This is a genomic window from Rhodococcus spongiicola, assembly GCF_004011835.1.
In the GTDB taxonomy this organism is placed as follows: domain Bacteria; phylum Actinomycetota; class Actinomycetes; order Mycobacteriales; family Mycobacteriaceae; genus Prescottella; species Prescottella spongiicola.
On record NZ_RKLN01000002.1, the window covers coordinates 1 to 13,030 of the forward strand.

A 13,030-nucleotide genomic window follows, 5' to 3' on the forward strand; every position below is an offset into this window, starting at 1 on the left:
GCGCGCGGGTATACGGGTCGGGCGGATCTGTCGGCGGAGCGGTTCGTCGCCGACCCGTATGCCGGCGCCGACGGTATCGGTGCCGCGGGTGGGCGCATGTATCGGACCGGGGATTTGGTGCGGTGGACCGCGGACGGTGTGTTGGAGTATTTGGGGCGCACCGATTTCCAGGTGAAGTTACGGGGTCTGCGGATCGAGCTCGGTGAGATCGAGGCGGCGCTGCTCGAACGCGAGGAGATCGCGCGGGCGGTCGTCCTCGTCCACGACGAGCAGCTCGTGGCCTACCTCGTGCCCACCCACGGGCCGGTCGACGACGAGGCTGCCGGGGTGGACGAGGCCGCGGTGCGGGCGGGCCTGGCGACGGTGTTGCCGTCGTACATGGTGCCGTCGGTGTTCGTCGAACTCGATCGGCTTCCGTTGAATGCTTCGGGCAAGTTGGATCGGAAGGCGTTGCCGGCGCCGACGGTTCAGGCGCGTGAGTTCCGGGCCCCGACGACCCCGGTCGAGGAGATCGTGGCGGGTGTGTTCGCGGAGGTTCTCGGGGTCGAGCGTGTCGGCCTCGACGACGACTTCTTCGCCCTGGGCGGCAACTCACTGGTCGCGGTGAAGACCGCGTCCATGCTCCGGAAGAAGCTCGGTGTCGAAGTCCATCTCCCGTGGTTCTTCGACAGTCCTACCGTGGCTGTGCTCGCGGATCGGATCTCGTCCTCCGAAACGGTCCCGGGCACTGACTCCAGAGGATTCGATGTCCTGCTTCCCCTGCGGTCGGGGGGTACGGCTTCTCCGCTCTTCTGCATCCACCCGGTTACCGGACTGTCGTGGAGTTTCGCCGGCTTGGTCGGAAGTATCGAGCCGAACCGACCGGTGTATGGGTTGCAATCGCCTGCGCTGAGCGGAGAACGGGAACTCCCCAGCTCGATCGAGGAGTGGGCGTCGCTGTACGTCGACGAGATTCGTCGAGTGCAACCGAGCGGTCCTTATCACCTGCTCGGGTGGTCGATGGGTGGCGAAATCGCGCACGCGATGGCGATCCAGCTGACTGACGGGGGTGACGAGGTCGCGTTGCTTGCGATGCTCGACAGCCACCTCGCAAGCGACAGCCACATCGAAAAGGACAGTCACGCCGTAACGGAGGGAGCCACTGAGCACAGGGGGACTGCGCCGACGCTCGCCGATATGCTTGGCGGCCTCGGTGTCCAACTGGGCGACACACCTTCTTTGGATGAGTTGGACCGGGAGACCGCCGTCGAAGCGCTGCAGGAAATGTTGCTTCCTGTCGGGAGATTCGATGCCGAGCAGATCGATCGAGTCGTGGCCGGCTTTGTCCACTCTTCGGTCGTGGCCAGCGCCTACCGTCCGACAGATCGGTTCAAGGGCGACGTGCTGTACTTCAGTGCAGACCTCGACGGATCGCACGGTGCCGACGCCTGGCGTGGCGTGGTCGAGGGTGACGTCGAGGTGGTCCCGGTCGCGGTGACTCACTGGGAGATGACCTCACCCGAGGCGTTGCGGGTGATCGGACCTGTGCTCGACCGGCGGCTGAAGTCCTGATAGCCGCGTCCGGATAGGACGTATCCGGATAAGAGGAAGGGAGGCCCGCTCCTCAGCCGAGGAGCGGCCCTCCCTTTGCTTCCGAGCTAGATGAGCCGCTGCGACTTGTTACGCAACGGATGGACGCGATCGGCGTCGCTTTCGAGTCGCAGTCTTGGACGCTTTTCAGCCGGTGGCAGCGGCGTATCGGTAGCCCCTGACAGCGGGGTACACGAAGACCGCCATCAACCCAAACGACCACGCGAGCGTCTGCAGAACCGGTTCCAGAATCGGTCCACCGACGGCGAGGCCCCGCATGGCGTCCACCGCGACCGACATCGGCTGCGCCGCGACCACCGGTTGCAGCCACGTCGGGTACGCCATGACGGGCACGAACCCCGAGTTGAAGAACATCAAGAGGGTGCAGGCGATCGAAACCATCTCGACGAGGGGCGCGTCACCGGACACTGTGGCCAAAGCGGTCACCATCATCGCGAAGCCCATACCGAAGATGATGGGAATTACCAGTAGGAGAATGCTCGGCAGGATGCCCTGCGTCATCCGGAATCCCAGCGCGAACCCAACCCCGAGGATGACGACGCTGGTGGCGAACACACGCACTGCCTCGGCCATCATCCGGCCGACGAGACCCGCCGCCCGGTGGATCGGTAGCGTCCAGAACCTCGACAGCAGTCCGGCCTTGCGTTCGACCCGCAGGCCGATAGCGCTGACGATCGACCCGAACATCGCGCCCACCAGGATGATCATCGGGACCTGGCCATAGATGGCGGGTTGCCCCGTCGCCGCGGTAACCGTGTTCCCGATGACGACCCGGAACATCACGAGGGTGAGCGCCGGGTACAGCAGGGCCTGGATCATGGTGGACGGATCGCGGGACCAGCGCATCAACAGTCGCTTGCACTGGACGAGGCTGTGAACCCACAGTGACCGGGGAGAGGACTCTGGCCAGGGCTGAGTGGGCCGCGGGAAATCGAATGTGGTGCGCGCAGACGCGGCGGTCGCGGTCGATGTCACTGTCGTCTCGTTTGCGGTCGCTTCGGGTGCGTTGCTCATCGGCGCCTCATGCTTGCCCACACTCCCAGTGGAGCGAACACCGCAATCAGTCCGACGCACCAGGCAAGCGCCGGGAACAGTGTCGATGCGGTCACCCCGCCCTCGGCCATGTCCCGCATCGCGTAGGAGAACTGAGAGATCGGCTGGTTCCGTACGAACGGCCGGATCCATTCCGGGAACCCGGTTTCGGGAATGAATCCGGTAGACAACATGCCGAGGATCAACTGGGGAAGGGTCAGCGCCTGGGCCGTCGCCTCGGGAGACTTCGACAGTGTTCCGATGGCATCGGCGCCGATCGAAAAGGTGAGGCTGATCGCCAGAGCCAGGGCACAAAACAGTGCGGCCTGAGCCAGGCCGGCACTGAACCGGAAACCGATGACGTAGCCGTAGCCCAGGGCGGCAGCCAACGACAAGGTCGAACGCACCAGACCACTGGTCATCCGCGAAATCAGCGGAACCGGACCGAGGACCGGCATCGTCTTGAGTCTGGTGGTCAGACCGGTCTGCGCCTCGCGCGAGGCCAACTGGGATGCCGAGATCGCGGTGAAGGCCATCGCCTGCAGCACGATGATCGGCATCAGGAACTGCGCGTAGTCGATACCCTGCAGCCCCATCACGAACTTCAGCGGTAGGTAGAACCCGATCGTGAAGATCAGCGGCGCGATGAGCGCGATCGCGAGTTCGCCTGACTTCACCATCGTTTTGAGCGTGCGTCCCGTCAGCGCGAGCCATTGCTGGAAGGCGTTCGGGTTGGGACGACGATCTGGATCGAGTTGTTCCGCAGGCGTGGTGAGCGTTGAGTGCTCGGACGCCGGGGACGCGGTCAGCCGGTGCGCGGCACCCTCTGCGGGTGGCGTCATCGTTCGCTCTCCGGCGCGGCATGACCGGTCAGTGACAGGAAGACGTCGTCGAGAGAGGGCCGCCGCAAAGCGATATCGGCCAGTTCGATGCCCGCGGCGTCCAGTCGGCGCAAAGCCTCGGACAGTGTCGCGGCACCGTCGGGCGCCGGAATGGAGAGGCGGTCGCTCGCTTCGGCGATCTCCGCGCCTGCTTCCGGCGGAACGAGGTTGCCGAGCGCTTGCACAGCCAGCGGGAGCTGCTGGGCATCGAGCGGAACCACTTCGCAGAAGCTCGCACCAGTACGGGCCTTGAGCTGGTCCGCGGTCCCCTCCGCGATGACGGCGCCACGGTCGATGACAATGATGTTGTCGCTGAGTAGGTCAGCTTCCTCCAGATACTGCGTGGTCAGCAGCACGGTGATGCCCTGCTCCTTGAGCGCACCGACGAGCGACCACACCCCCTGCCGGCTGCGCGGATCGAGACCGGTCGTCGGCTCGTCCAGAAAGACGACCTCGGGACGCACGACGAGTCCACACGCGATGTCGATGCGCCGCCTCATCCCGCCCGAGTAGTTGCGCACGGCGCGCTTACCCGCCTCGAGAAGATCGAATTCCGTGAGCAAAGCCTCCGCGCGCTTCTTCGCTGAACCTCGATCGAGACCCATCAGCCGGCCGAACAACTCAATGTTCTCTCGACCCGAGAGTGTCTCGTCGAGCGCGGCGTACTGACCCGTCATCATGATCGACCGGCGAACGTTCGCGGCATGCGTGACCACGTCGTGCCCGGCGACCGTCGCACGTCCACGATCGGGACGTAGCAGCGTCGACAGCACCTTGACCGTGGTCGTCTTGCCTGCACCGTTGGGGCCGAGGATGCCCAGAACGGTGCCGCGCTTGGCCTCGAAACTGACGCCTTGCAGAGCCGTGACGTCGCCAAAGGACTTATGGACGTCGTCGACCAACACAGCTGTGTCCTGGGATATCGGCATCGACTCTCCGCTACTTCACCTGGGTTGCATGATGACCGCCACTCAGGGTCCACGCGTCGATGTCGACGTGTATTCCCTCCGGTTCCGGCAAATGTTACCCGGCCGTCACGTGCCGCAGGCCCCGTGAGGTTCGATGACGGGTACCGGCTGTGCGCCCCGGGACGCGCAGCGGCCGCTTGTCGATTCCCCAGTCAGCTCCAGATCCCGATTGATTCCAGGTGCTGAACCAGCCGCTTAGCGCCGTCGTCGAAATGGGCACGGGTCTCGGCCGCGATCGCGGCGGAGTCGCCCGCGGCCAGGGCTTTGATGAGGCGTGTGTGATTCGCCACTGCGTTGTCGCCCCACGCTCGATCCGACGAGTAGAAGTTGGCCGGCGTGTAGCGGGTGGCACCCAGTAGGAACCACGAGAGCTTGCGTGCTCCGGCCAGCCGGTTGAGGACTCGGTGGAAGTCGAACTCGAGCTCCTCGACCCGTTTGGTATCACCGAGATCGACCGCGCGCTGCAGTTCGTCGTTGATCTCCTCGAGTTCGGAGACGACTCCGTCATCGATGTGATCGGCGGCGCGGATGGCCAGCTCGACCGCAATCTGGCCCTGTAGCCAGAACAGGTCGTTGACGTCGTTCCGGCTCAGGGGAGCGACGACGTAACCGCGGTGGGGGACCAATTCGACCAGGCCCTCGCCTCGTAGCGTCAGGAGCGCTTCTCGTACCGGTGTGACGCTCACACCGAGTTCGGCTGCCGTTTCGTCCAGTCGTATGAACTCGCCGGGTCGTGTCTGGCCCGACATGATCAGGTTCCGAACGTGCACGGCGACGTCCTCGGACAGCTGGGTACGGCGGCGCAGTGAGCCGGTCGAGTTGGGGGACGCCGGGCTGGCGGCGGACCGAACCATGGGTACTCCTTCGGTGGACGCGGGCGCCCGCCTTGGTTTGTAGCGGTCTTCGGACAACCGGTTTCGGAACGATCGGTGTGAGGTGTACGGCAACTGGTTCGAATATATCTAGAGACGCACACGGAAACACCCCACCACTTTTAGGGAGGTGAAGTAGTTGCGGGCAACCGTCGACGGCTGCAGTGACCAGCGGCTGCGTCGCCGACGAGGACATGGACAAGTCTATAACTTACTCGGAAGTAAGATCGCCGCGGCCGATGATCCGAACACGGCCGTTGACCTCGGAAGTCCCCCTCGGATGCCCCAGTCGTAGCGATTTGAACTCTCGGGTTCGCTCCGGCATACTGATCGGGTTGCCTTGACTGGGGTGCGGTTCGTCGCGACCTGAGTCGGGCTGGATGAGCGTCGAGCATCGGGCCGAGAAGCCTGGTCACGGCGATGCAAGACGGAAGCAGAACCCAACGTTGCACCCCTTCGGGGTGCATCCGGTGCGCGTTTCGGGCCCCTGCAGGGGATTTGCGGGACCCGAAAATGAAGCGGATGGGCGACACGCCCGACCGCGTGGACCGGAGAACCATGACAGATGAACAGCGGCAGCGGATCGAGTGATGTCTCGAGCGCAATAGTTGTTCGTGTCGTGTTCAGTAGGGACTGCGCAGACGAGGTAGTCCCCGACTCGTTCGGGTTCTACGAAACGCGGCAAGAAAAGGACACTAAGCGTGGCGGGACAGAAGATCCGCATCAGGCTCAAGGCCTACGACCATGAGGCGATCGACGCGTCAGCGCGCAAGATCGTCGAGACGGTGACCCGGACTGGGGCCCGCGTGGTCGGCCCGGTGCCGTTGCCTACCGAGAAGAACGTGTACTGCGTCATCCGCTCGCCGCACAAGTACAAGGACTCGCGCGAGCACTTCGAGATGCGTACCCACAAGCGGCTGATCGACATTCTCGACCCGACGCCGAAGACGGTGGATGCGCTCATGCGCATCGACCTTCCGGCCAGCGTCGACGTGAACATTCAGTGAGCTTGGGAAGACGCAGCGGAGATAACAAATGACTAATCAGATCAAGGGAATCCTGGGCACCAAGCTCGGCATGACCCAGGTCTTCGACGAGAACAACCGGGTCGTCCCGGTCACCGTCGTCAAGGCCGGGCCGAATGTCGTCACCCAGATCCGTACCGAAGAACGCGACGGCTATAGCGCAGTGCAGTTGGCGTTCGGCGCCATCGACCCGCGCAAGGTGAACAAGCCGACCGCAGGCCAGTTCTCCAAGGCCGGCGTCACCCCGCGCCGTCACGTCGTCGAGCTCCGCGTCGCCGACACCTCCGAGTACGAGGTCGGCCAGGAACTCACTGCAGAGGTCTTCGAGGACGGCACATACGTCGACGTCACCGGCACCAGCAAGGGCAAGGGCTTTGCCGGCACGATGAAGAGGCACGGCTTCTCCGGTCAGGGTGCTTCGCACGGTGCGCAGGCTGTTCACCGTCGCCCGGGTTCCATCGGTGGTTGCGCCACCCCCGGCCGCGTGTTCAAGGGCATGCGCATGTCGGGCCGCATGGGTAACGACCGCATCACGACGCAGAACCTCTCGGTCTACAAGGTGGACGCGGAGAACGGTCTGCTGCTGATCAAGGGCGCGATCCCCGGCCGCAAGGGCGGCCTCGTGATCGTCAAGACCGCAGTGAAGGGTGGTGCTTCGGCATGACCGAGACCGCAACCAAGCTGACCCTGGACGTCAAGGCTGCCGGTGGCAAGACCAACGGCACCGTCGATCTCCCCGCCGAGATCTTCGACGCGACCGCGAACATCGCTCTGATGCACCAGGTCGTTGTCGCTCAGCTCGCCGCGGCACGCCAGGGCACCCACGCCACCAAGACCCGTGGTGAGGTCCGCGGCGGTGGCAGGAAGCCGTACCGCCAGAAGGGCACCGGCCGCGCGCGTCAGGGCTCAACCCGCGCGCCGCAGTTCGCCGGTGGTGGCACCGTCCACGGCCCGCAGCCGCGTGACTACTCGCAGCGCACCCCCAAGAAGATGAAGGCAGCCGCTCTCCGTGGCGCCCTCTCCGATCGGGCCCGCAACGAGCGGATCCACGTCGTCACCGAGTTGGTCGCCGGGCAGGTCCCGTCCACCAAGACGGCCAAGACGTTCCTCGCCGAGCTGTCCGATCGCAAGAAGTTCCTGCTGGTCGTCGGCCGCGAAGACATCGCGGCATGGAAGAGCGTGCAGAACCTGGACGGTGTGCACCCGATCGCGCCCGACCAGCTCAACACCTACGACGTGCTCAACAGCGACGACATCGTGTTCAGCCTCGAGGCCTTGAACGCCTTCGTCGCAGGCCCGGCCAAGAATGAGGAGGAGAGCAAGTGAGCACCATCGCCGACCCCCGCGACATCTTGCTGGCCCCGGTCATCTCCGAGAAGTCCTACGGGCTCATCGAGGAAGGCACCTACACCTTCCTGGTGCACCCGGACTCGAACAAGACGCAGATCAAGATCGCTGTGGAGAAGATCTTCGGCGTGAAGGTGACCAGCGTCAACACCGCCAACCGACAGGGCAAGCGCAAGCGGACCCGCTTCGGTTACGGCAAGCGCAAGGACACCAAGCGTGCGCTCGTGACCCTCTCGGCCGACAGCAAGCCCATCGAGATCTTCGGAGGCCCGGTCGCGTAAGCGCTCGGGACTTGACGAGATATAGAGGACGAGAAGACTCATGGCAATCCGTAAGTACAAGCCGACTACCCCGGGCCGTCGCGGGTCGAGCGTCTCGGACTTCGCCGAGATCACGCGGTCGACGCCCGAGAAGTCGCTGATTCGCCCGCTGCATGGTCGCGGTGGTCGTAACGCCCACGGTCGCATCACCACCCGTCACAAGGGTGGCGGACACAAGCGCGCCTACCGGTTGATCGACTTCCGTCGCAACGACAAGGACGGCGTGCCGGCCAAGGTCGCTCATATCGAGTACGACCCCAACCGCACCGCCCGAATCGCGCTGCTGCACTACGCAGACGGAGAGAAGCGCTACATCATCGCCCCCAAGGGCCTGGTGCAGGGCAGCCCGGTCGAGTCCGGCCCGACGGCCGACATCAAGCCCGGCAACAACCTGCCGCTGCGCAACATCCCTACCGGTACCACCATCCACGCAGTGGAGCTGCGTCCGGGTGGCGGCGCCAAGATGGCCCGCTCCGCCGGCGCCAGCATCCAGCTGCTGGGCAAGGAAGGCACCTACGCGACCCTGCGTATGCCGTCCGGTGAGATCCGTCGCGTCGACGTGCGCTGCCGCGCCACCGTCGGCGAGGTGGGCAACGCCGAGCAGTCGAACATCAACTGGGGCAAGGCCGGCCGCATGCGTTGGAAGGGCGTCCGCCCGACCGTCCGTGGTGTGGTCATGAACCCCGTCGACCACCCGCACGGTGGTGGTGAGGGTAAGACCTCCGGTGGTCGCCACCCGGTCAGCCCGTGGGGCAAGCCCGAGGGCCGTACCCGCAAGAACAAGGCGAGCGACAAGCTCATCGTTCGTCGTCGCCGTACCGGCAAGAAGCGCTAGTCAAGGAGGGAGTGAAGGATGCCACGCAGTCTGAAGAAGGGCCCGTTCGTCGATGACCACCTCCTTGCGAAGGTGGACGTGCAGAACGAGAAGGGCACCAAGCAGGTAATCAAGACCTGGAGCCGTCGTTCCACGATCATCCCGGACTTCATCGGTCACACGTTTGCCGTCCACGACGGACGCAAGCACGTCCCGGTGTTCGTTTCGGAGTCGATGGTTGGCCACAAGCTCGGAGAGTTCGCACCGACCAGGACGTTCAAGGGCCACATCAAGGACGACCGGAAGAGCAAGCGTCGATGAGTACTGAAACCCAGAACCCCACCGCAAAGGCGGTCGCGCGCCACGTGCGCGTGACCCCCATGAAGGCGCGTCGTGTCGTGGACATCGTCCGTGGCAAGTCGGTCGACGAAGCTCTGGCGATCCTGAAGTTCGCGCCGCAGTCCGCGGCCGAGCCGGTGGCCAAGGTGATCGCCAGCGCCGCCGCCAACGCGCAGAACAACCTGAACCTCGATCCTTCCACGCTCGTCGTCGCGACGGCGTACGTGGACGAGGGCGCGACCCTCAAGCGGTTCCAGCCGCGGGCACAGGGCCGGGCCTTCCGGATCCGCAAGCGTTCGAGCCACATCACCGTCATCGTGGAAAGTGTTGCGAGCCGGTCCAACGCGTCGGGCCGTAACCGCCGGAAGGGAAGTGGTCAGTAGTGGGCCAGAAGATCAACCCGCACGGCTTCCGTCTCGGCATCACGACCGATTGGAAGTCGCGCTGGTACGCAGACAAGCAGTACGCGGAATACGTCAAGGAAGACGTCGCGATCCGCAAGCTCCTCGCCACCGGCATGGAGCGCGCGGGCATCGCGAAGGTCGAGATCGAGCGCACCCGTGACCGTGTGCGGGTGGACATCCACACCGCACGTCCGGGCATCGTGATCGGCCGCCGCGGCACCGAGGCCGATCGCATTCGCGCCGAGCTCGAGAAGCTGACCGGCAAGCAGGTCCAGCTGAACATCCTCGAGGTGAAGAACGCCGAGGCCGAGGCACAGCTCGTGGCACAGGGTGTCGCCGAGCAGCTGTCGAACCGTGTCGCGTTCCGTCGCGCCATGCGCAAGGCCATCCAGTCGGCCATGCGTCAGCCGAACGTCAAGGGCATCCGAGTGCAGTGCTCGGGCCGCCTGGGCGGCGCCGAGATGAGCCGTTCGGAGTTCTACCGCGAGGGTCGTGTCCCGCTGCACACGCTGCGTGCCGACATCGACTACGGCCTGTACGAGGCCAAGACCACCTTCGGTCGTATCGGCGTGAAGGTGTGGATCTACAAGGGCGACATCGTCGGCGGCAAGCGTGAGCTGGCTGCTGCTGCGCCGGCCGAGCGCCCGCGTCGCGAGCGTCCGAGCCGTCCGCGTCGCTCCGGTGCCACCGGTACCACCGCGACCAGCACCGAGGTCGGTCGTGCCGCGACTGCGACCGCCGATGCACCCTCTTCGACCGAGCAGAAGGAGGGCTGACGCATGTTGATCCCACGTCGGGTCAAGCACCGCAAGCAGCACCACCCGAGCCGTTCGGGTGCCGCCAAGGGCGGAACCCAGGTGGCCTTCGGTGAGTACGGTATCCAGGCTCTCGAGCCGGCCTACATCACCAACCGGCAGATCGAGTCCGCTCGTATCGCCATGACCCGCCACATTCGCCGAGGCGGCAAGATCTGGATCAACATCTTCCCGGATCGTCCGCTCACCAAGAAGCCGGCCGAGACCCGAATGGGTTCCGGTAAGGGTTCGCCCGAGTGGTGGGTCGCGAACGTCAAGCCCGGACGGGTGATGTTCGAGATGAGCTACCCGAACGAAGAGGTCGCCCGCGAGGCGCTGCGTCGCGCGATGCACAAGCTCCCGTGCAAGTGCCGGATCGTGACGAGGGAGGAGCAGTTCTGATGGCAACCACAAGCCCCGCTGCAGAGCTCCGCGAGTTGAACGACGAAGAGTTGGTCACCAAGCTCCGCGAGTCGAAGGAAGAACTGTTCAACCTTCGTTTCCAGATGGCCACCGGTCAGCTGGACAACAACCGCCGGCTGCGCACGGTCCGTCGCGAAATTGCGCGCATCTACACCGTCCTGCGCGAGCGTGAGCTCGGCCTGGCCTCCGGTCCAGATGCAGGTGACGCAGCATGAGTGAGGAAAAGACTGTGAGCACCAACAGCACCGAAGAGCGCGGCAGCCGCAAGGTCCGCATCGGCTACGTGGTCTCGGACAAGATGGAGAAGACCATCGTGGTCGAGCTCGAGGACCGGGTGAAGCACCCGCTCTACGGCAAGATCATCCGACGGACCTCGAAGGTCAAGGCGCACGACGAGAACGGCATCGCCGGCATCGGCGACCGCGTCCAGCTCATGGAGACCCGGCCGCTGTCGGCAACCAAGCGCTGGCGTCTGGTCGAGGTCCTCGAGAAGGCCAAGTAGAAGAGCCTGAAAGTGTATCCAGTACGATGGTGGGGTTGCCCTGCGGAAGCAGCGGTGGCCCCACCATCGGTGGGTACGGACCGCGCGCGTCGGGTCGGAAATCCGCCGCGCACGATCAGCGCGAGCCACTGTGGTTCGTACTGGTCGAAACAAGCCAGGTCAAGGAGAAGTAAGTGATTCAGCAGGAGTCGCGGCTGCGCGTCGCCGACAACACGGGTGCCAAGGAGATTCTCTGCATCCGCGTTCTCGGTGGCTCGTCCCGTCGCTACGCCGGGATCGGCGACACCATCGTCGCCACTGTCAAGGACGCCGTCCCGGGCGGTGGCGTGAAGAAGGGTGAGGTCGTCAAGGCCGTCATCGTCCGCACCGCCAAGGAGCGCCGTCGTCCGGACGGCTCGTACATCAAGTTCGACGAGAATGCCGCCGTCATCATCAAGGCGGACAACGATCCGCGTGGCACTCGCATCTTCGGACCCGTCGGCCGCGAGCTTCGTGAGAAGCGCTTCATGAAGATCGTCTCGCTCGCCCCGGAGGTGCTGTGATGAAGGTGCACAAGGGTGACACCGTGCTGGTCGTCTCCGGCAAGGACAAGGGCGCGAAGGGCAAGGTCATTCAGGCCTACCCCGCGACCAACAAGGTCCTCGTCGAGGGCGTGAACCGCATCAAGAAGCACACCGCCGTTTCGTCGAATCAGCGCGGCGCCTCTTCCGGCGGCATCGTGACGCAGGAGGCTCCCGTCCACGTCTCCAACGTCATGGTCGTCGATTCCGACGGCAACCCGACGCGTGTGGGCTACCGCACCGACGAGGAGACCGGCAAGCGCGTGCGCATTTCCCGGAAGAACGGGAAGGACATCTGACATGACCTCCACCGAGAACAAGATCCAGCCGCGACTGAAGAGCCGGTACCGCGAGGAGATCCGCGACGCACTGAACGCGGAGTTCGACTACGCGAACGTCATGCAGATCCCCGGTGTCGTCAAGGTCGTCGTCAACATGGGTGTCGGTGACGCCGCTCGGGACGCCAAGCTGATCAACGGTGCGGTTTCCGACCTCGCCCTGATCACCGGTCAGAAGCCCGAGATCAGGCGTGCCCGCAAGTCCATCGCGCAGTTCAAGCTGCGTGAGGGTATGCCGATCGGTGCGCGTGTGACGCTGCGCGGCGACCGGATGTGGGAGTTCCTCGACCGCCTGGTGTCCATCGCGCTGCCCCGTATCCGCGACTTCCGCGGCCTGTCGCCCAAGCAGTTCGACGGCAACGGCAACTACACGTTCGGCCTCAACGAGCAGTCGATGTTCCACGAGATCGACGTGGACAAGATCGATCGTCCGCGCGGTATGGACATCACCGTTGTGACCACCGCCACCAACAACGAAGAAGGCCGTGCGCTGCTCAAGCACCTCGGCTTCCCGTTCAAGGAGAACTGAGCCCATGGCTAAGAAGGCACTGGTCAACAAGGCCAACAAGAAGCCCAAGTTCAAGGTGCGCGCCTACACCCGTTGCCAGAAGTGTGGCCGTCCGCACGCGGTGTTCCGCAAGTTCGGTCTGTGCCGCATCTGCGTACGCGAGATGGCGCACGCCGGCGAGTTGCCGGGCGTTCACAAGAGCTCCTGGTAACCAGCCACAACAGACTTCCGCTCCGCACCCGCGGAACGGTGAAGGTAAGAACCACTTCGTTGTAGGCCCACGGCCGGGCCGGTTCCGCGCCTCGACTCGTCG

Annotated in this window: 20 protein-coding genes; 16 read left to right on the forward strand and 4 right to left on the reverse strand. The window is 64.7% G+C overall.

Annotated elements, in window-relative coordinates:
- Nucleotides 1-1,551 (forward strand): thioesterase domain-containing protein (locus EF834_RS04635; protein WP_164874070.1); only part of this gene is annotated, 1,551 nt, incomplete at its 5' end.
- Nucleotides 1,552-1,716: 165 nt separating this feature from the next.
- Here the strand turns inward: EF834_RS04635 and EF834_RS04640 are convergent.
- The 4 genes from EF834_RS04640 to EF834_RS04655 form a co-directional block, all read right to left on the reverse strand.
- The gene (locus EF834_RS04640) at nucleotides 1,717-2,604 is read right to left on the reverse strand and encodes an ABC transporter permease (protein ID WP_127946078.1); all 888 of its coding nucleotides are present in this window, start codon (nucleotides 2,602-2,604) and stop codon (nucleotides 1,717-1,719) included.
- Nucleotides 2,601-3,464, reverse strand: a complete 864-nt coding sequence (locus EF834_RS04645; RefSeq protein WP_127946079.1) for an ABC transporter permease — start codon at nucleotides 3,462-3,464, stop codon at nucleotides 2,601-2,603. Before EF834_RS04645 ends, EF834_RS04640 begins: the two co-directional genes overlap by 4 nt.
- A complete protein-coding gene (locus EF834_RS04650) occupies nucleotides 3,461-4,432 on the reverse strand; it encodes an ATP-binding cassette domain-containing protein (protein WP_127946080.1) in 972 nt (323 codons plus the stop codon). The genes EF834_RS04645 and EF834_RS04650 overlap by 4 nt, the downstream gene beginning before the upstream one ends.
- 191 nt (nucleotides 4,433-4,623) lie before the next feature.
- The gene (locus tag EF834_RS04655; protein ID WP_127946081.1) at nucleotides 4,624-5,325 is read right to left on the reverse strand and encodes a GntR family transcriptional regulator; all 702 of its coding nucleotides are present in this window, start codon (nucleotides 5,323-5,325) and stop codon (nucleotides 4,624-4,626) included.
- Nucleotides 5,326-6,044: 719 nt separating this feature from the next.
- Between EF834_RS04655 and rpsJ the strand changes: the two genes are divergently transcribed.
- From rpsJ to EF834_RS04730, 15 genes are all read left to right on the forward strand, one after another.
- On the forward strand, nucleotides 6,045-6,350 hold the full coding sequence (gene rpsJ / locus EF834_RS04660; protein ID WP_003938093.1) for a 30S ribosomal protein S10: 306 nt from the start codon (nucleotides 6,045-6,047) through the stop codon (nucleotides 6,348-6,350).
- A gap of 28 nt (nucleotides 6,351-6,378) precedes the next feature.
- The gene (rplC, locus tag EF834_RS04665; protein ID WP_127946082.1) at nucleotides 6,379-7,032 is read left to right on the forward strand and encodes a 50S ribosomal protein L3; all 654 of its coding nucleotides are present in this window, start codon (nucleotides 6,379-6,381) and stop codon (nucleotides 7,030-7,032) included.
- Entirely contained in the window at nucleotides 7,029-7,694 is a 666-nt protein-coding gene (rplD, locus tag EF834_RS04670; protein ID WP_127946083.1) for a 50S ribosomal protein L4, read from the forward strand. Before rplC ends, rplD begins: the two co-directional genes overlap by 4 nt.
- Nucleotides 7,691-7,996: a 50S ribosomal protein L23 gene (gene rplW / locus EF834_RS04675; RefSeq protein WP_127946084.1), complete on the forward strand. Its 306-nt coding sequence runs from the start codon at nucleotides 7,691-7,693 to the stop codon at nucleotides 7,994-7,996. The genes rplD and rplW overlap by 4 nt, the downstream gene beginning before the upstream one ends.
- Nucleotides 7,997-8,036: 40 nt before the next feature.
- Nucleotides 8,037-8,870: a 50S ribosomal protein L2 gene (rplB, locus tag EF834_RS04680; protein WP_127946085.1), complete on the forward strand. Its 834-nt coding sequence runs from the start codon at nucleotides 8,037-8,039 to the stop codon at nucleotides 8,868-8,870.
- An 18-nt stretch (nucleotides 8,871-8,888) separates the two neighbouring features.
- Nucleotides 8,889-9,170 carry a 30S ribosomal protein S19 gene (gene rpsS, locus EF834_RS04685; protein ID WP_127946086.1) on the forward strand — a complete coding sequence of 94 codons (282 nt, stop codon included), beginning with the start codon at nucleotides 8,889-8,891 and terminating at the stop codon, nucleotides 9,168-9,170.
- Nucleotides 9,167-9,571 (forward strand): 50S ribosomal protein L22, encoded by a 405-nt coding sequence (gene rplV / locus EF834_RS04690; RefSeq protein ID WP_127946087.1) that lies wholly within the window; start codon nucleotides 9,167-9,169, stop codon nucleotides 9,569-9,571. Before rpsS ends, rplV begins: the two co-directional genes overlap by 4 nt.
- Nucleotides 9,571-10,368 (forward strand): 30S ribosomal protein S3, encoded by a 798-nt coding sequence (gene rpsC, locus EF834_RS04695; protein WP_127946088.1) that lies wholly within the window; start codon nucleotides 9,571-9,573, stop codon nucleotides 10,366-10,368. Before rplV ends, rpsC begins: the two co-directional genes overlap by 1 nt.
- A gap of 3 nt (nucleotides 10,369-10,371) precedes the next feature.
- Nucleotides 10,372-10,788 (forward strand): 50S ribosomal protein L16, encoded by a 417-nt coding sequence (rplP, locus tag EF834_RS04700; RefSeq protein ID WP_127946089.1) that lies wholly within the window; start codon nucleotides 10,372-10,374, stop codon nucleotides 10,786-10,788.
- Nucleotides 10,788-11,024, forward strand: a complete 237-nt coding sequence (gene rpmC, locus EF834_RS04705; RefSeq protein WP_127946090.1) for a 50S ribosomal protein L29 — start codon at nucleotides 10,788-10,790, stop codon at nucleotides 11,022-11,024. Before rplP ends, rpmC begins: the two co-directional genes overlap by 1 nt.
- Complete coding sequence (gene rpsQ, locus EF834_RS04710) at nucleotides 11,021-11,311, forward strand: 30S ribosomal protein S17 (RefSeq protein WP_127946091.1); 291 nt, start codon at nucleotides 11,021-11,023, stop codon at nucleotides 11,309-11,311. The genes rpmC and rpsQ overlap by 4 nt, the downstream gene beginning before the upstream one ends.
- Before the next feature lie 173 nt (nucleotides 11,312-11,484).
- Nucleotides 11,485-11,853, forward strand: a complete 369-nt coding sequence (gene rplN / locus EF834_RS04715) for a 50S ribosomal protein L14 (RefSeq protein WP_127946092.1) — start codon at nucleotides 11,485-11,487, stop codon at nucleotides 11,851-11,853.
- Entirely contained in the window at nucleotides 11,853-12,170 is a 318-nt protein-coding gene (gene rplX, locus EF834_RS04720; protein WP_127946093.1) for a 50S ribosomal protein L24, read from the forward strand. Before rplN ends, rplX begins: the two co-directional genes overlap by 1 nt.
- Nucleotide 12,171: 1 nt before the next feature.
- Entirely contained in the window at nucleotides 12,172-12,738 is a 567-nt protein-coding gene (rplE, locus tag EF834_RS04725; RefSeq protein ID WP_127946094.1) for a 50S ribosomal protein L5, read from the forward strand.
- A gap of 4 nt (nucleotides 12,739-12,742) precedes the next feature.
- Nucleotides 12,743-12,928: a type Z 30S ribosomal protein S14 gene (locus EF834_RS04730; protein ID WP_127946095.1), complete on the forward strand. Its 186-nt coding sequence runs from the start codon at nucleotides 12,743-12,745 to the stop codon at nucleotides 12,926-12,928.
- Nucleotides 12,929-13,030: the final 102 nt, after the last annotated feature.